Here is an 18,112-nt window from a genome sequence, read left to right as displayed (position 1 = left end):
AGGGGCTGTCCTAGATAACTAAAAAAACTCCTTCTTTGCTAAATTATATACTATTTCTAATTGTTTTTCAACTTTTGGAGTATTAAAGCGAAATTGACATTCTTTAATAAATAAATGAAAATGTTTCTTTGGGATTCCATTAAATTTACGAAGGTGTCTTTTTGCTTGACTCCAAAAATTTTCTATGCCGTTAATATGATTTTTCTCTTCAGCAAATTTTTCACTATGATTAATTCTAAAATGTTTAAATTCTGATACATCTAAAATATCATAACTATGATAAGAATCTGAATAAACGATGCTGTCTGGCTGTACTTTTTCTCTTATTATTGGCAATAAAGCAGTCATTTTCGTATTATTTATCATTTTTATATATACTTTTCCGCCTCTTTTTAATAAACCAAAGACAGGAATCTTATTTTTTGCTCCTCTTCCTCTTTTTCCTTTTCTTTTACCGCCAAAATAGCTCTCATCAACCTCTATTTCACCATTAAAAAGTTCATCTTCTTTTTTTCTTTCATACTCAAAAATTAATTCTCTTAATCTTAAAAAATAATATGATGCTGTTGTTTTATTAACACCTATTTAAACAGAAGCTCTTCGGGCTGTAGTTCCTGCAACAAAATGTTCTATTAACTTTAATTGTTTTTCTCGGCTTAATTTACTTCGTTTCATAACTAAATTATAACAAATTTAAGTTATCTAGGACAGCCCCGATTATAATAAACAGATTGATATAAAGAAGAAAATAGTTTCAAATGCTATTAGAAATATTAATTATGAAAAAGATATCAAAATTATCAGAAGTAAAAATTCTAATTACAGACTCAGAGTTAATATGATAGCTGTTAATGGAGATATAGGGTTTTATAAGTTTAAAAGTAATGATTTTGTTAATATTGATGAATGCATTGTACTAAAAGAGAGTTTATTTAAAAGAATAAAAAGTTTTGTTTATGATAATAATATTACAGGCAATATTTATGCTATAGAAAATAATAATAATGAGGCTCTTGCTTTTTTGGAAATTGATAAAAAAATTAATATAAAATCTTTAGATAATTTTTATAAATATTTTGATGGTATAGCTATAAAATATAATAAGAAAATAAAAAGTTACGGAATTTACAGTATTATATATAAAACTAAATACGGTGATGTGCCTATAGGAAATAAAACATTTTTTCAAAGTAATTTATATTTGCTTGATGATTTTCAAGATGAGGTTATTAAATATTTGAATAATGATGATATTACAATAATTGAACTTTATGCAGGAAGTGGATTTTTTACTGCTGCTATAGAAAGCAAATTAAAGAGTTTGAATAAAAATTATAAATTCATTTCTTCAGAGATAAATAAAGATTCTGTAAATATTGCAAATAAATACGGATTCAATATAAAAAGTGAAGATGCCTTTATAACATTAAAAAATATTGATTATAATATTGATACTTTGATAATGGATCCTCCTAGAGAAGGCATTGATAAAAAACTAATATCAGAAATAATAAGAATAAAGCCTAAAAAGATTATATATGTTTCATGCGATCCTATGACTTTTTCAAGAGATATTAATTTATTAAAAGAATATTATAAATTGTTGGATTTAAATATTATAGATATGTTTGCTGATACTTATCATATAGAAGTCATTTCATGTTTGGAATATAAAAATAGTTTTAATTCTTGTTATTAATGTTTTTTATGCTATAATTAAATAAATATTAAATTTGGAATGATTTAATTATGAATAAAAAGCTCATAGAAAGAAATAATTTAGATAATATATTGTCAGAATATAGAAAAGAAAATAAAAAAATAGTATTTACAAACGGCTGTTTTGATATACTTCATCGCGGTCATGTAGAATATTTGCAAAAGGCAAGAGAATTGGGAGATTTACTTATTCTAGGACTTAATAGCGATTCTTCAGTAAAGCGTCTTAAAGGTAATGACAGACCAATTAATAATGAAGAAGAAAGAGCTATTGTTTTATCTGCTTTAGAATGCATTAATTATATATCAATATTTGATGAGGATACTCCTCTTGAGCTTATAAAAATAGTAAATCCTGATATTTTGGTAAAGGGCGGAGATTATAAAATTGAAAATATTGTTGGAAGAGAATATTCAAAAGAAACCGTATTGATTGATTTTGTTGATGGATATTCTACTACTAATATAATAAAAAAGATTAACAGTTAATTAATAGTAAAAAAATTGGAGGTTTAATATGATTATAGTAACAGGTGGTGCTGGGTTTATAGGCTCTAATATAGTGAGAGGATTAAATAATTTAGGAATTGATGATATATTAATTGTTGATAATCTAAAAAATGCATCAAAGTACAAAAATTTAAATAGAATAAAGTTTAGTGATTATATAGATAAAGAGGATTTTACTTTAGATTATTTAACTTCATTTGTAAATAATGAAAAGGTAGAAGCTATATTTCATCAGGGTGCTTGTTCCGATACTATGGAAACAGACGGTAAATATATGATGAAAAATAATTATGAGTATAGTAAAAATATTCTTCATGTTTGTTTAGATAAGAAGATAAGACTTTTCTATGCCTCAAGTGCTTCAGTATATGGAAGCGGAGAAAACGGATTTGAAGAAGATGAAAAAAATGAATATCCTTTAAATGTTTATGCTTTTTCTAAATATCAGTTTGACAGATATTTAAATAAATTATTTGAAGAAAATAAAGTTAACAGTCAGGTTGTAGGTTTAAGATATTTCAATGTCTATGGACCTCAGGAGAATCATAAGGGGAGAATGGCTTCTGTTGCTTTTCATTTATTTAATCAGATAAAAGCAGGAGATAATATGAAAATATTTGAAGGCAGCGAGAATTTTTTGAGAGATTTTGTGCATGTTGATGATGTCGTTTCAGTTAACATTTTCTTCTTTGAAAACCCTAATAAGTCTGGAATATTCAATTGCGGTACTGGAAATGCTGAAAGTTTTGTAGAGATTGCTAAGGCTTTAAAAGAAGTGTATAGTAGTGCCGAAATAGAATATATACCTTTTCCAGATACTTTAAAAGGAAAATATCAGAAATATACTCAATCAGATTTAAATAACTTAAGATCTGTTGGTTATGATAAGAGTTTTATGAATGTTAATACAGGTGTTAAAAAATATGCCGAAGTTTTGGAAAAAAGTGGAGGATATTTAATGTGAAAATCGTATAAAATGTTTTACGATTATTCTTTATAATGATTATATAATATATAAAGCTTTTAGGATTTGACTATGAAAAAAATTATTTTATTATTATTTAGTACTTTATTTTTATCATTGCCCTTATTTTCTCAGGATCCTCAAGAGGCTGAAAATCTACTTGAATTAATAAATGGAGAGAGAAGAAAGGCTGGTTTATACGAGTACAAAACGAATGATGATTTACAAGTAGCAGCTTCTGTCAGGGCAGAAGAAATATCAAAATTATTTGAATCTAAAAGACCAGATGGAAGCGAAATACATACGGTATATTCAGAGCATGGCATATCTGTTGCATTTTATGGGGAGTCTATAAGAACAGGGCATGAAACTGCTGACGGTATTTTTAGGGCTATGATTAAAGATCCAAATGATTCATCTTCTATTTTAGATATGGATTATACTTATGTTGGGGTTGGTATATATAAAAATGCCAAGAATATTTATTGGGCTATACTTTATTGCTCATTAGCAGATTAAAAAATTATTTCATAGAGAAATTTTATTTATGGAGAGAATATTATGAAAAAAATTATTTTTATTTCTTTTATGATTTTATCTTTTGTCTTTTTATCATGCGAAAAGGAAAAAAAGACTATAGATAAAGCTACTGAAAATATAGAAAAATCATTAGAAAAAGCTGGTAAAGAAGCTGAGAAAGCTGGAAAAAAGGCTGAAGATGCTTTGGAAAATGCAGGTGATGAATTAGAAAGTATTATTGATTAATTATATTTATTTATTTTTGCATATACTATAAAAAGGCTTAAGTTTTAAATAAACTTAAGCCTTTTATTTTATAATTAAGTAATTAATTATTTATTACTCATTATTATTTTTATGTTCTATAGCCTCTTGAACTATAGGAACTAATACATCAAAATCTAAAGGTTTTTCTATAAGTCTAAATACTCCCTCAGCAATAATTTCTTTTACCATTTCAGTATTACCATATGCTGTAATTATTATAATAGGTATAGAACTTTTTCTTTTTTTCATCTCTCTTATAAGAGCAAGCCCTGTCATAGAAGGCATAAGTAAATCTGTGATAATAACATCAACAGGATTATGTTCTAGTATAGTTATTGCTGATTTACCATTTTCTGCCGTAATAACTTCCAAATTATGAGGTTCAAAAGTATATGTTATAAGATTCCTTATAGACTCTTCATCGTCTACAGCAAGTATTAAAGGTTTACCATTAATCATATTTTACCCCGATTATTTATTAAATGTATTTAGATAATCTGTAAAGAACATTTTTCTTACCTAGAAGTTCACATATATGAGATAATTCACTTCCAGCAGAGCTTCCTGTCAATACATATCTTATAGGGTGATATAGATTAGGTCCTTTTAACCCTGTTTCTTTCTGTGCTTTTTTGATTAAAGCTTTCATATATTCATCTGTAATTTCTTCAGTATTTTCTATATCATTTTTTATGAATTGGAGAAGTTTTTTGCTTTCTTCTTTATTTACCATAGCTTTCATTTCATCATCAAGCTCGAAATCATTTTCAAAGAATACAGGAACATATTTAACAATGTCCGATAAAACAACGCAATTATGTCTTATAACAGAAACAAGTTTTTTAGCCCAAGCATGTTCTTCTTCTGTATAATTTTCTTTTAAGAATCCGCCATTAACTAAATAAGGTATGAATAATTCTGTAACTTCATCTAAATTCATATTTTTGATATGCCAAGCATTTAAATGTCTTAATTTAGCAGTATCGAAAATAGCAGGGCTTTTAGAGAATCTGTCTAGCTTGAATGCTTTAATCATATCATCATCAATCATAGTTTCCATTGCTTCAGGATGAGTCCATCCTAATAAAGCAAGGAAGTTTCTCATAGCCTGAGGAAGAAAACCTTCATCTTTGTATTCCATTAATGTAGCCGCACCATGCCTTTTTGATAATTTCTTTCTGTCATTTCCCAATATTGAAGAAGTATGAGCAAATTTAGGTACTTCAACACCCAATGACTCATAAATAAGTATTTGTTTAGGAGTGTTTGATATATGATCTTCTCCTCTTATAACATGGGAAATTTTCATAAGCATATCATCTATAACAACAGCATAATTGTATGTAGGAAAACCATTTTCTCTTACTATAATAATATCTCCTATTTCATCACTGTTAGTTTTTACTATTCCTCTTACAAAATCATCAAAAGTAACAATCTGATTTTTTGGTACTCTGAATCTAATTTTAGCAGGTTCTCCATTTGCAACTCTTTTTTTAGCCTCTTCTAAAGGTATATCCTTACATTTACCGTCATAAATGATAGGCTGATTTAAAGTTCTCTGCATATTAGATTTTTTTTCTAATTCTTCGGAAGTACAGAAACAATAATATGCTTTTCCTTCTTCCATAAGTTTCTCAGTATATTTTTTATATATATTTAATCTTTCAGACTGAAAATACGGACCATAATCGCCACCTACTTCAGGACCTTCATCCCAATCTATACCTAACCATTTCAATGATTTTATAGCCATATCAACAGCTTCTTTAGTACTTCTTTCCTGATCTGTATCTTCTATTCTTAATATTAATTTTCCATTTATAGCTTTGGCATATAGCCAATTAAATAATGCAGTTCTAGCATTTCCTATATGTAAAAAACCTGTTGGAGACGGAGCGAAACGAACCCTGATTTCCGACATAATTTACTCCTTGTATTCAAACTTGAGTTATTATACATTAAAATAAATAAATATCAATTAATTAATAGTTTTATGTAAAAATAAATTTTTAAGCAAATTTATGATAATTAGTGTATTATATTTTTTAATATTTTTTATATAAAACTTGAAATATTTTTTTTGTTATGATATAATGATACACAATTCTATATTTGGTGTATTATGAGCAATATCGTTGTTATTACAGCTCCTTCAGCAGCTGGTAAAACCACTTTAATAAAAAAATATATGGCTAATCATAGTAATGCAGTTTTTAGTGTATCTCACACAACTAGATCGCAAAGAGCAAATGAAGTAGACGGTAAAGATTATTATTTTATAGACAAAGAAAAATTTGAAGAAATGATATCAGAAGGCGAATTTATAGAATGGGCATTAGTTCATGATAATTATTACGGAACTTCTTTCAAAGAATTAGAAAAAGCTGATGATGAAAATAATATTTTAATACTGGATATAGATATTCAAGGTGCTTTATATATAAAAGATAAGGGAATAGATGCTAATTATATATTTATCACCCCTCCTTCTATAGAAATTTTGAAAGAAAGACTTGAAGGAAGAGGTACTGAAACTGAAGAGAGTATCAAACTTAGAATCTGGGACGCCAAAAGAGAATTAGAATATAAAGATAAATTCGATATTATTATAGAAAATTACAATATTGAAGAAGCTTATACAAAATTAGAAGAAGCTATCAATTCAAAATTATAAAAATCAAATATATGGAGTTTAATATATGGGTATAATACCGTTAGAGAAACTTATAGAATATAAGGGAAATCGCTATGAACTTAGTAAAGCTATGATAGAATTAGCTAAAAATGGCGGTACACTTCTTAAAGGAGAAACTAAATACAGGGGCGGAAAATATATACCTACTGTTATGAAAAATATACTTGACGGTAAAATTAAGTATGAATATGAAGAAGGTGTTGATATGGATATAGATGAAGAAGCACCTTTCAAACATTCTGAAATAGCTTATGATGAGGGGGAATATGTTTCTGAAGATGAATCTTCAGATGAGGAGGTTAATACAGAGTATGTTGCTTCCGATATAGACGATTCTGATGATTATGATGAAGATGAGGATAAGTCTAAAAAGAAAAAAAGAGTTTTAAAGAAAAAAGATGAATAAATAAAGTGAAAAAAATAGTATTTATATCAGGAGCAACAGCTTCAGGCAAAAGCAGTTTCGTTCATAAACTGATAGATAACTATTTCAATGATGCCTCCATAATATCTATAGACTCTATACAGGTTTATAGATATATGGATATAGGCTCTGCCAAACCTTCCTTAAAAGAAATCGATAAATATAATTATAAAATGGTTGATATACTTGAACCTTCTGTCAATTTCAATATAAAGGATTATTTATATATATTTAAAGATATTGTTAATAATATGGACAATAAACCTATATTTGGAGTTGGAGGCACTGGTTTTTATATAGATGCTATAAAATATGGTATTTTTGATGAAGAAAATGATAATAAAGAGTCATCTCAAAAAATAAGAAAAGAGCTTTATGAAAGAATAGATAAATACGGACTTGAAAGTTTATATTCAGAGCTTTTAAATATTGATAGGGAAGCGGCTGAAAATATAGATAGATTTAATGCCAGAAGAGTAGTAAGGGCTTTGGAAGTTTATTATAATACTGGAAAAAAATTCTCGGAATTGAAAAAACTTAGAAAACCCGTTGTTGATTTGGATTATTTAAGCTATATTATTGATATAGACAGAGAAAAACTTTATAATAATATAAATAAAAGAGTTGATATTATGTTTGAAAAAGGTTTGCTTGATGAAGTAAAAAAAATAATAGATATGGGTATAGATAATACTTATACATCTATGCAGGCTATAGGATATAAAGAGATTTATGAGTATTTGATTAATAAATCTATGAGTTTGGAAGAAACTATTGAACTTATAAAAAAAAGAACTAGAAATTTTGCCAAAAGACAATTAACTTGGTTTAGAAGAGAAGAGCATAATAGAATCAATGAAAATGATCTTGAAAAAACAGCTTATGAAATAAAACAGTTTTATAGTATTGATTAATTAAAATTATATTTTTTGGTTATTTTATGAATAATGATAATATAAAAATAGATAGAGAAGAAATAAAAAAGCAAATAGAAGAAAAATCCAATAATACAGTTCAGCTTTTGATAAATAGAAAATTAAAAATAACATCTGCTGAATCCTGTACAGGTGGATTGTTTGCTTCAAGTATAACATCGGTTTCAGGCTCATCTGAATGTTTTGAAGGCTCTTTTGTAACCTATTCCAATGAAATAAAGAATAAGATGATAAATGTAAAAGAGGAAACATTAAATAAATATGGAGCTGTAAGTGAAGAATGCGTACTTGAAATGTCAGAAAACAGTAGAAAAATAATGGAAAGTGATATATCAATAGCAATAAGTGGTATAGCGGGTCCTTCAGGTGGTACTGATGAAAAGCCTGTCGGTTTGGTATGGATATGTTTGGCGTCAAAAGGTTATATTAAGGCTTATAAAAATATTTTTAAAGGTGATAGGAATTTAGTAAGGGAACAAAGCGTATTATTTGCACTAAATTTGGTTGAAAATTTCTTAAAAAAATGTTAGGTTATAATAATATTATAAGTATAAAAAATGAAATTTAATAAAAAATTCTAAAAAGTCCATTATAAATTTATAAAATACTATGTTTACTTGTTGACAAAAATAATTATGTAAACTAATATTCATAAAAAGAAAAAATAGTTATGTAAACTAGCAAATAAACATAATTTTTTTATAAAGTAAACATAACTATAACCGATAAATTCTAAAGATAACTTTTATTAGGTGGTTTCTAATGCAGGACTTTATAAATAAATTAACAAGTCAAATAAAAAATATTTTTTCTAAAACAACAACATTGCAAAAAGCCGTTTTAATAGGTATATTAGTAATAGCTCTTGGGGCAATAGTTGCAACAATAGTACTCACATCAAGAAAAACAGGTACATTATTATTCCAACAAGCATTGACTCAGGAAGATGCTAAAAATGTCATAGCGGTATTAGATGCTAATAACATAAGATACCAATACAGAAATGGTTTCATCACTCTTAATAGCCAAAATGATAAAGCAAAAGCAGAATTAGAATTGGTGAAAGAGGGTAGAATGCCTATGGGAGTTGACGGCTGGGAATTATTCGATTCGCCTCGTATAGGTATAACAGATGTTGAACTTGATATTAACAAAAGAAGATCATTAACTAAAGCTATAACACAGCTTTTAACTAAACTTGATTTTGTTCAGGAAGCTACAGTAGATTTAGCATTTCCAAAGAAAGAATATTTAACAGATATAGATTCACCTGTTACAGCATCAGTAGTTATTAAAGCACAGCCTTTCAAAGAGGAGATGTTAAGAGATCCTAAAACTGTTAGAGGCTTACAGCAGTTGATAGCTATGGGTGTTGATAAATTAAAACCTGAATTTGTAACTATTACAGATAGTACTGGATATGTATTGACTGATTTTACAGATGAGGCAGCTAATTTAAAATTGAAAGTTGCTCAGGAAGAGTTGAAAATAGTAGACAGAGAAAGAAAAAAGATAGAAAATAAAATAAGACAAACTTTAGGAAGAATATACACAAACAGAGTAGAAACAACAATAGCATTAGAACTTATTTGGGATGATGTTTCAATAACAAATAATTTAGTTCTTCCAATAATCTTAAAAGAAGATGATCCAGCAACACCTTATGATGACAGTCAATTTACTAATAAGGTGCATGTATCTACTCGTACAGTAACAGAGGATTGGAAAGGTCAGCAATTTATACCTCAAGGTGCTGCAGGAGCTGAAGAAAATGTACCTCCTGGATATAAAGATAAAACTGACAGATGGCAGACTTATACAAAAACAGAAGCTCAGGATAATTATGAGTTAAGTAAAAGATATGAAGCTATCAAAAAGGGAAGTTATCAAATAGGAAAAATATCAGCTGCGGTTGCATTAGACGGAAGATGGACTAAATCTTATGATCAGAAGGGAGATCCTATAATAACTAATGGAACTTCTTATGTAAGAGAGTATCATCCTGTAACAACTGAAGAAATTAAGAATGTTACAGCTTTAGTACAGGCTGCTATAGGATATGATTTGAAAAGAGGAGACCAAGTAAGTGTAACACATATTCAGTTTGACCATTGGGATAGATTCAATTCTGAAGATTCTAAACTTATGCGTGATAGATTTATAAGAAAGACATTAATAATAACAATGATTTCTTTACTTATATTGTTCTTATTAGCATTGGCTATAAGAGCTATACAGAAAGAGCTTGCTAGAAGACGCAGACTTAGAGAAGAGGAGCTTGAACGCAAACAGATGGAAATGCGTAGACAGGCTATGATGAATGCTAATGAAGAGCCTATAAGTGAGATTAGTTTAGAAGATGCTGCTCGTAAAAAACTTATGGATGAAGTTATAAGAGTAAGCCATGAAAGACCAGACGATGTTGCTCAGCTTCTTCGTACTTGGATGGCTGATGATAAGAGTTAATAATTAATAAAAAGTAAATAATATAATTGAGTTATAAAATAAAAAATAGGAGTATAAATTATGGCTGCAGAGAAAGAAAAAGATAAAAAGCAACGGGTATTAAGCGGTCGTCAGAAAGTTGCTATATTTTTAGTATCTCTAGGAATGGAAACATCAAGCGAAATATTTAAACATTTGAGAGAGGAAGAAATAGAGCAAATAACATTTGATATTGCCAGACTTGAAAATATAGAATCTGCTGATAAAGATGCTGTATTTAGAGAATTCCAAGAGATGATGATAGCTCAGGATTTTATAACTCAAGGTGGTATAGATTATGCAAGAGACTTGCTTGAAAGATCAGTAGGAAGTCAGAAGGCAAGCGATATCATCAATAGACTTACTTCTTCATTACAGGTAAGACCCTTTGATTTTATACGCCGTACAGACCCTGCACATTTGCTTAACTTCATACAAGGTGAACACCCTCAGACTATAGCACTTATTTTGGCTTATTTAGAGGCACAAAAGGCTGCTAGTATATTGGGAGCTTTACCTACTGAAATTCAGCCTGATGTAGCTAAGAGAATTGCCATAATGGATAGAACATCTCCTGAAGTTTTGAGAGAGGTTGAAAGGGTACTTGAAAGAAAACTTTCTACACTTGCAAGCGAAGACTTTACTTCTGCTGGAGGTATTGATTCTATAGTAGAAATCATTAACAGTGTTGATAGATCTACTGAGAAGAGTATCATTGAAAGTTTGGAGGAGGATGATCCAGAACTTGCAGAAGAAATCAAGAAACGTATGTTTGTATTTGAAGATATCGTTTTACTTGATGATAGAGCTATACAGAAAGTACTTCGTGAAGTTGATTCTAGTGATTTGGCTAAAGCACTTAAAAGTGTTGATACAGATGCACAAGATAAAGTTTATAGAAATATGTCAAAACGTGCTGCGGCATTACTTAAAGAGGATATGGACTTTATGGGACCTGTTCGTCTTAAAGATGTTGAAGAAGCTCAACAGAAAATCGTTAACATCATTCGTAAACTTGAAGAGCAAGGTGATATTGTTGTTGCCCGTGCTGGTGAAGATGAAATGGTTGTGTGATAAAAATTGCTATATTTTGATTTGTAATTTTTATTGGTAAAAAATAATAATTGATAATAAAATAATATAAAGCTTTTAAGAATATTGGGAGTAAATTATGCCAGAAAAGGTTTTTAAATCTAGAAGTATTGTTGAACTAACTCAAAAAGTTAATATTGCAGTACCTCATCATAAATCTCAGGAAGAACTTGATTATGAAGAGTATCAAGAGGAGTACAGAGGACCTTCTATTGAAGAAATTGAAGCTGAGATTGCAGGACTTAGAGCTCAATGGGAAGAAGATTTGAGAGATATGAGAAGAAAGGCTGTTGATGAGGCGGACAGAATAATTGAAGATGCTAAAACTCAGGCTTTTGAAATATTTAAATCTAAACAGAATGAAGCACATGTTATTTCTGAACAGGCTAAAGTTGATGCTTCAAGAATAATACAAGATGCTAATGCTGAAAAAGAGAGAATACAAAACGAATCTGAATCTATTAAAGATGCTGCATATAAAGAAGGTTATGCTAAAGGATATGATGAAGGTTTTGAAAAATCTTTTTCTGATAGTAATAATGACTTAATCAAGTTAACAGAAAAGATGAAGAAAATTTTGGCTGAAACTATCAATAAGAGAAATGAGATAATAGATGCAGCAGAGGCACAGGTTATTGAAGTTGCTGTACTTATAGCTAAACGAGTTGTAAAAATGCTTACAGAAAGAGATAAAGGTATAGTTATAAGGAATATTCAGGAAGCTTTAAGAAGAATTAAGGGCAGAACTAAAATTACTATTAGAGTTAATATTGATGATTTGGAAGTTTCTGCAAGACATAAAGATGAATTTTATCAAATGCTTGATAAGATTGAAGGCGTAACAGTATTGGAAGACCCTAATGTTGATGTTGGCGGATGTATGATAGAAACTGATTTCGGTGATATTGATGCTAGAATAAATACTCAGTTGAATGAAATAGAAACAGCTATCAAAGAAGTAGAGCCTATAAAAGGTTTCTAATTTATTATAATTTATTTTAGGGCTGATAATATTATGATTAAAGAAGAGAATGTTGATTTTGATAAAGAAGTAAAAAAGACATTTGAAAAATATAGAAAAGTAGTTGATGATGTTGCTTTATTAAAGTCTTATGGAAAAGTTAAAGAAGTTATAGGTTCATTGGTTATTAGCGAAGGACCTTTCTGCAGACTCGGTGATATGTGCCGTATATATATGAATGATAATACCTATGTTGATGCTGAAGCTATAGGCTTTAGGAATCAAGATGTATTATTAGCAACATTCGGACCTGTTAATGGAATAACTTTTGGTAATATGGTTTATTCTTTTGAAAGACCATTATCTGTTATGTGTTGTGATGAAATATTAGGAACAGTATTGGATGCCAGAGGAAAACCGCTTGCAGGAGGCGGACATAATTTTTATGAAACTCCTGTTCCTGTTTCGCATTCATCTGTAAATCCAATGAATAGACCTAGAATAAAAAAACATATACAAACAGGGGTAAGAGCTATAGACGGACTTCTTACTGTTGGAGAAGGACAGCGTATGGCTATAATGAGTGGTACAGGTGTAGGTAAATCAACACTTTTATCTATGATAGCCAGAAATACAAATGCTGATGTTAATGTTATAGCTTTAATTGGTGAAAGAAGAAGAGAAGTAAGAGATTTTATAGAGAGAGATTTAGGAGAGGAAGGATTAAAAAAAAGTATATTAGTTGTTGCTACTAGTGATGATGCTCCTCTTTTGAGGGTGCGTGCTGCTTATACAGCAACTACAATAGCAGAATATTTCAGAGATAAGGGTAAAAATGTTATGTTTATGGTTGACTCTGTAACTCGTTTTGCTTTAGCTCAAAGAGAGATAGGACTTTCAAGAGGTGAGCCTCCTACAACTAGAGGTTATACTCCAAGTGTATTTTCAGAGCTTGCCAAACTTTTGGAGCGTACAGGTACTTCTAATAAAGGTTCTATCACAGCTTTTTATAATGTATTGGTGGAAGGCGATGATTTGGATGAGCCTATTACTGATACTGTAAGAGGTATATTAGACGGACATATAGTTTTATCTAGGGATTTAGCTAATAGGGGTCATTTCCCTGCTATTGATGTTAATAAAAGCATATCTAGGATTATGAATGAGGTGGTTTCTAATATGCATAAAAAGTCTGCTAGAGAATTTTTAAAGATGAGTGCAGATTATAATGAAGCTAAAGAGCTTATAATGATAGGAGGTTATGCTAAAGGCAGTATGCCTGATGTTGATAGGGCTATTGATTATAAGTCTATGATGGATAGATATTTACAGCAAGATGTTTATGAAGTTTCAAGTTTTGCTGACAGTAAAGAGGCACTTTTATCTATGTTCTATTCGAAGGAAGAGATAGAAGATGATTTATTAAATAGCGGAGATGTAAAAAAAGCAGATGATAGAACAAATATTTCCGACAATGTAGAATATACTGATGATGTTGTTATACTGTAGATTTGTGAAGAATATAAAGAATTGTTGGTAGTATTATGAAGAAATTTTATTTTAAGCTTGAACCTTTATATAAACTTAGAAAGAATATAGAGAAACAGAGACAAGCTGAAGTTGCGGAAGTTTCTGCTTCATATAATAAGGAGAGAGATGGTAAAGATGATTGTCTTATAAAAATAAGCGATAGTATAAGAATAGTTGATAGTATGGAAGACAATGAAGAAATGCTTAGTATGAGTATTTATCTTGGAGAATATATAAGTGCTTTGAATTCTCAGATAGCTATACATGAAGATAATATGGCTGAGATAAGTGTTGAACTAAGAAAGAGGCAGGAAATTCTTCAGGAGGCTTCAAGAGAGAGAAGAGCTGTAGAGCTTTTAAAAGAAAAGAAATTATTAGAGCATAAAAAGTTAATAAATAAAGAAGAACAGGCTAAACTAGATGAATGGAAAAAGGAATATATTTCTAGTGAAGCTTATGAATATTAAGAGGTATTATTATGATAGAGTCAGTACAAAGAATACAAGCTAGAATAGGGGAGATTCAGGATACTTTTAATAAATTGGGTTTTGCTCCTTTAAATACTTCGCTTCCGACAAAGCCTTTTGCTGATCATTTAAATGAGGCTATGTCAGAAACTAATACAGAAAATAAAATAAATAGTATGAATGATTCTATAGTTAATGATACCAATAAAAAAATTGACAATGGTGAGATTATAAGTGGAGATACTTCTTCCGATGCTTTCAAAGGAAAGATATCTTTTGGAGTTTATGAAGGAAATACAAATAATTTTGCTAAAGTTATAAATGCATATAAAAAGGCTTCAGCAGAGAATTTCCATACTAAGTATGATGATATAATTAAAGAGGCTGCTGAAAAATATTCATTGCCTGAAAATTTGATTAAAGCAGTTATTAAGCAGGAATCAAATTATGTGCCTACTGCTGTAAGTAATAAAGGTGCTGTTGGTTTAATGCAGATAATGCCTCAAACAGGTGTGGGTTTGGGAGTAACAGATAAAGAGATGCTTAAAGATCCTTATACCAATATAATGGCTGGAAGCAGATATTTATCTCAAATGTTAAACAGATATGATGGAAGGCTTGATTTATCTTTATCAGCCTATAATGCAGGACCTTCCTTGGTAGATAGGCTACAGAGAATTCCTAATATAGAGGAAACTCAAAATTATGTTAAGAACATTATAGGATATATAAAGTAAAGTTAACATAATAAAATGTTTATATGCTTGCTTGACTTTTTTATTCTGTAATTTTATAATATTTTACGAATTTGCCCGTTTAGCTCAGTTGGTAGAGCATCACCATGGTAAGGTGAGGGTCGTCGGTTCAATCCCGATAGCGGGCTTTTGTTTACTATTATAAAGCAAAAATATCAAAACTATAATATAAAAAGAGGATTTATGAGAATAAAACTTCTAGCGGTCATAGTATTATTTTTAATGACTATATCGCTTTCATACACTTTCGATAAAACTCCGTATTATGTAAACACAGGGACTTATGATTCTTATAGAGAATTATTAAGAGGTGTGCATTATTATAATCAAGAACGTTATGATGCTTCTATAGCTAGTTTTAGGAACTCTCTTAATACAAATCCTACGGATAAGTTTATAAGATACTGGTATAGTAAGTCTTTATACAAAGCGGGATATATGTCTTTAGCTATAAATGAATGGCTTAATATAGCTAGAATGGGTTATGAAGATCCTATAATACTTTCTAAAATTAATAAATATGATTCTGCTAATGCTGTTGAAGAGAAAAAGGATATATTAAGTAATTTTATTTATTTAAAAGCTTTCTCTACAAATGCTAAATTTTTAAAGAATATTAATCAGCCTATACAGATAAAGGTAATGCCTGACGGAAGTTTGTATGTTTTGGATTATAGTGATTCTTCATTAAAGAAGTTTGATATTAATGGTAATTTAATGGCAAAAATTTCTAATGGAAAAAGATTGGAAAGAGAGCATACTAGTTGGTGGAAAAAAGTTTTGCAGTTTGTAGCAAGGGTTTATCCTTATGAAAGATTGGAAAATCCTAGAGGTTTTGATATAGATAGAAACGGAAATATATATATAGCAAATACCAAAAAAGATAAAATATTTAAATATGATGCAAATCATAATTATATTACAAATATAGGTGTTTCAGGTGTAAGCAATGGTCAGCTTCTTGGACCTTCTGCGGTTACAGTTGATGGAGAGGGTAATTTATATGTTTCTGATACTGGAAATAATAGAATAGTTGTATTTGATATTGACGGTAATTTTTTGTATAGTTTTGGAAGACTTGGAGAAAATGAAGGAGAATTATTTTCGCCTGCTGGTATAGCTGTGAATAATAGATATATATATGTAGCGGATATGGGAAATAAAAGAATACAGCAATTTGATTTGAATGGAAATTATATACATACCATTAAACATGATTTATTTAATGAACCTAGAGGTTTATCATTTGCTAAAGACGGAAATCTTTATATAGCTGATGGAAATAAAATATTCAATTATGATGTGAATGCCTCTGACTTTACTATATTTAATAATTCAGAGAGATATACTGTTACTCCTACCTCTGTTGCTGAAGGTCCTAATGGTGATATATATCTTACTGATTTTATTTCTGGAAGAGTTGATGTATACACTAGAAAAGAAGAGTATTATGCTAATTTAGATGTATTTGTAGACAGAGAATATTTAAATAAATTTCCTCTTGTAGTAGCATCAGTTACTGTAAGAGATAGAGTTACAGATCCTGTTATAGGATTAACTGCTGAAAATTTCTTTGTTACTGAGAATTCGGTAGTTCCTCATAAGGTTGATTTTTATGATGCTCCTGAATTGCATGAATATAGATTTGTATATTTAATAGAAGATAGTCTTGCTGCTAAGCCTTATGAGAATAGAATTAAAGAAGAGATAAGCAACTTTACTATGAGTTTAACTAATAATGATGAGGTTTTAGTTATACATTATAATGATCAGGTTTATAAGGCTGATAATTATGATGCAAGGAATTTAAGAATACTCGAAAATGCTAATAATTTCAGATTTACAGGCGGAATATCTGCTTTAGATGATGCTTATCATGAGGCTATAAGACTTACTGGAAATAGTTTCAAGAAAACTGCTATTATACATTTTACAGTTAGCAGTCCTGATGATAGAGTATTTGATATGATGAATTTCAGTGATATAGCTAGTTTTGCTAAGAATAATGCTGTTTCTCTAAATCAGGTTTATATAGGTGCTGAGAAATCTAATTATTTCTTAGATTTGATGACAAAAAATACATATGGTTATACTATAAATGCTGACTTATCAATAGATTATGCTAGCGAACTTAATAAAATGAAAAATATTGATTTTGGAAGATATTTTATATACTATAATAGTTTTAAAAATATATCTCAGTCTGGACAATTCAGAGCTTTAAATATTAGAGTTCAGTATAGAGATATGTATGGTGAAGAAGAAGTGGGTTATGTAGTGCCATAATAAAAGTTTATATAAAAGAGGCTTTTCTATTTATTTAGATAGACCTCTTTTATATATGCATTAATATATCAGCAGAATTTTATATTATATTTAAAGATATTATTGATACTATATAAATAAAGATAGAATTAAAAATAAGATTATATATTAGATACTTTCATTTATAATAATGAATTTGAGCTTAAAGAAGAAAAGAATCAAGTTCATAATTTACGGTTATTTTTAGATGATGAATATATTCTTATAGAATTAATATAGACAAAGAAAAAACGCTTACTAAATTTCTTGCTGCAAATAAAATAGTAATTTCTATATCAGAATACATATTAGTAAGAGTAAATTCTTTTCCTACTAGGTATTCAGTTGTTATATCCTTAATTAGTATTTTTTTAATTGTTTATTTCCTTAATTAATTATTTATTCATATAATACATAATTATATTTTATTTTTAAAAAATATTATGTATTCGATTCTATTTTATTTATTTTTTATAAATTTAT

The 18,112-nt window shown here is 28.9% G+C and carries 17 protein-coding genes, 1 tRNA gene and 2 pseudogenes; 17 read left to right on the top strand and 3 right to left on the bottom strand.

The features are described from left to right. Nucleotides 1-18: 18 nt before the first annotated feature. Nucleotides 19-675 (bottom strand): annotated as a pseudogene (locus Q1J76_RS09170) (IS1595 family transposase). A gap of 40 nt (nucleotides 676-715) precedes the next feature. Between Q1J76_RS09170 and Q1J76_RS09165 the strand changes: the two are divergent. The 5 genes and pseudogenes from Q1J76_RS09165 to Q1J76_RS09145 all read left to right on the top strand — a co-directional run. Next, nucleotides 716-1,699, top strand: a pseudogene (locus tag Q1J76_RS09165) (class I SAM-dependent RNA methyltransferase); the annotation flags it as partial. Nucleotides 1,700-1,749: 50 nt separating this feature from the next. Beyond that, complete coding sequence (gene rfaE2 / locus Q1J76_RS09160; protein WP_300378039.1) at nucleotides 1,750-2,208, top strand: D-glycero-beta-D-manno-heptose 1-phosphate adenylyltransferase; 459 nt, start codon at nucleotides 1,750-1,752, stop codon at nucleotides 2,206-2,208. Nucleotides 2,209-2,236: 28 nt separating this feature from the next. Next, on the top strand, nucleotides 2,237-3,193 hold the full coding sequence (rfaD, locus tag Q1J76_RS09155; protein WP_300378036.1) for an ADP-glyceromanno-heptose 6-epimerase: 957 nt from the start codon (nucleotides 2,237-2,239) through the stop codon (nucleotides 3,191-3,193). Between the two features lie 72 nt (nucleotides 3,194-3,265). Beyond that, entirely contained in the window at nucleotides 3,266-3,712 is a 447-nt protein-coding gene (locus tag Q1J76_RS09150; RefSeq protein ID WP_300378033.1) for a CAP domain-containing protein, read from the top strand. 42 nt (nucleotides 3,713-3,754) lie between these two features. Beyond that, nucleotides 3,755-3,958, top strand: a complete 204-nt coding sequence (locus Q1J76_RS09145; RefSeq protein ID WP_300378030.1) for a hypothetical protein — start codon at nucleotides 3,755-3,757, stop codon at nucleotides 3,956-3,958. A 93-nt stretch (nucleotides 3,959-4,051) separates the two neighbouring features. On the opposite strand, the gene Q1J76_RS09140 is transcribed toward Q1J76_RS09145, so the two are convergent. Together Q1J76_RS09140 and gltX are read right to left on the bottom strand one after the other, a co-directional pair. Further along, nucleotides 4,052-4,438: a response regulator gene (locus Q1J76_RS09140; RefSeq protein ID WP_300378027.1), complete on the bottom strand. Its 387-nt coding sequence runs from the start codon at nucleotides 4,436-4,438 to the stop codon at nucleotides 4,052-4,054. Between the two features lie 19 nt (nucleotides 4,439-4,457). Then, nucleotides 4,458-5,903 carry a glutamate--tRNA ligase gene (gene gltX, locus Q1J76_RS09135; RefSeq protein WP_300378024.1) on the bottom strand — a complete coding sequence of 482 codons (1,446 nt, stop codon included), beginning with the start codon at nucleotides 5,901-5,903 and terminating at the stop codon, nucleotides 4,458-4,460. A 201-nt stretch (nucleotides 5,904-6,104) separates the two neighbouring features. Here gltX and gmk point away from each other — a divergent pair, with 201 nt between their 5' ends. The 12 genes from gmk (at nucleotide 6,105) to Q1J76_RS09075 (ending at nucleotide 17,611) form a co-directional block, all read left to right on the top strand. Beyond that, nucleotides 6,105-6,656, top strand: a complete 552-nt coding sequence (gene gmk, locus Q1J76_RS09130; RefSeq protein ID WP_300378021.1) for a guanylate kinase — start codon at nucleotides 6,105-6,107, stop codon at nucleotides 6,654-6,656. 25 nt (nucleotides 6,657-6,681) lie between these two features. Next, nucleotides 6,682-7,083 carry a DNA-directed RNA polymerase subunit omega gene (locus Q1J76_RS09125; protein WP_300378018.1) on the top strand — a complete coding sequence of 134 codons (402 nt, stop codon included), beginning with the start codon at nucleotides 6,682-6,684 and terminating at the stop codon, nucleotides 7,081-7,083. A 5-nt stretch (nucleotides 7,084-7,088) separates the two neighbouring features. Continuing rightward, nucleotides 7,089-8,015 (top strand): tRNA (adenosine(37)-N6)-dimethylallyltransferase MiaA, encoded by a 927-nt coding sequence (miaA, locus tag Q1J76_RS09120; protein ID WP_300378015.1) that lies wholly within the window; start codon nucleotides 7,089-7,091, stop codon nucleotides 8,013-8,015. A gap of 26 nt (nucleotides 8,016-8,041) precedes the next feature. After that, complete coding sequence (locus Q1J76_RS09115; protein ID WP_300378012.1) at nucleotides 8,042-8,566, top strand: CinA family protein; 525 nt, start codon at nucleotides 8,042-8,044, stop codon at nucleotides 8,564-8,566. A 232-nt stretch (nucleotides 8,567-8,798) separates the two neighbouring features. Next, nucleotides 8,799-10,502: a flagellar basal-body MS-ring/collar protein FliF gene (fliF, locus tag Q1J76_RS09110; RefSeq protein WP_300378009.1), complete on the top strand. Its 1,704-nt coding sequence runs from the start codon at nucleotides 8,799-8,801 to the stop codon at nucleotides 10,500-10,502. A gap of 60 nt (nucleotides 10,503-10,562) precedes the next feature. Then, complete coding sequence (gene fliG, locus Q1J76_RS09105; RefSeq protein WP_300378006.1) at nucleotides 10,563-11,594, top strand: flagellar motor switch protein FliG; 1,032 nt, start codon at nucleotides 10,563-10,565, stop codon at nucleotides 11,592-11,594. Nucleotides 11,595-11,691: 97 nt separating this feature from the next. Then, nucleotides 11,692-12,594 carry a flagellar assembly protein FliH gene (fliH, locus tag Q1J76_RS09100; protein WP_300378003.1) on the top strand — a complete coding sequence of 301 codons (903 nt, stop codon included), beginning with the start codon at nucleotides 11,692-11,694 and terminating at the stop codon, nucleotides 12,592-12,594. Nucleotides 12,595-12,627: 33 nt separating this feature from the next. After that, nucleotides 12,628-14,082, top strand: a complete 1,455-nt coding sequence (locus tag Q1J76_RS09095) for a FliI/YscN family ATPase (RefSeq protein WP_300378000.1) — start codon at nucleotides 12,628-12,630, stop codon at nucleotides 14,080-14,082. A gap of 35 nt (nucleotides 14,083-14,117) precedes the next feature. Beyond that, nucleotides 14,118-14,570: a flagellar FliJ family protein gene (locus Q1J76_RS09090; RefSeq protein ID WP_300377997.1), complete on the top strand. Its 453-nt coding sequence runs from the start codon at nucleotides 14,118-14,120 to the stop codon at nucleotides 14,568-14,570. An 11-nt stretch (nucleotides 14,571-14,581) separates the two neighbouring features. Then, nucleotides 14,582-15,307, top strand: a complete 726-nt coding sequence (locus Q1J76_RS09085) for a lytic transglycosylase domain-containing protein (protein ID WP_300377994.1) — start codon at nucleotides 14,582-14,584, stop codon at nucleotides 15,305-15,307. A 73-nt stretch (nucleotides 15,308-15,380) separates the two neighbouring features. Next, nucleotides 15,381-15,453 (top strand) — tRNA-Thr (locus Q1J76_RS09080). A 55-nt stretch (nucleotides 15,454-15,508) separates the two neighbouring features. Further along, nucleotides 15,509-17,611, top strand: coding sequence for a 6-bladed beta-propeller (locus Q1J76_RS09075; protein WP_300377991.1), 2,103 nt, complete (start codon nucleotides 15,509-15,511; stop codon nucleotides 17,609-17,611). Nucleotides 17,612-18,112: the final 501 nt, after the last annotated feature.

The sequence above is a fragment of the Brachyspira sp. genome (assembly GCF_029258575.1).
Taxonomy (GTDB): Bacteria; Spirochaetota; Brachyspiria; order Brachyspirales; family Brachyspiraceae; genus Brachyspira.
This window is presented reverse-complemented; position numbering and strand designations above follow the sequence as displayed.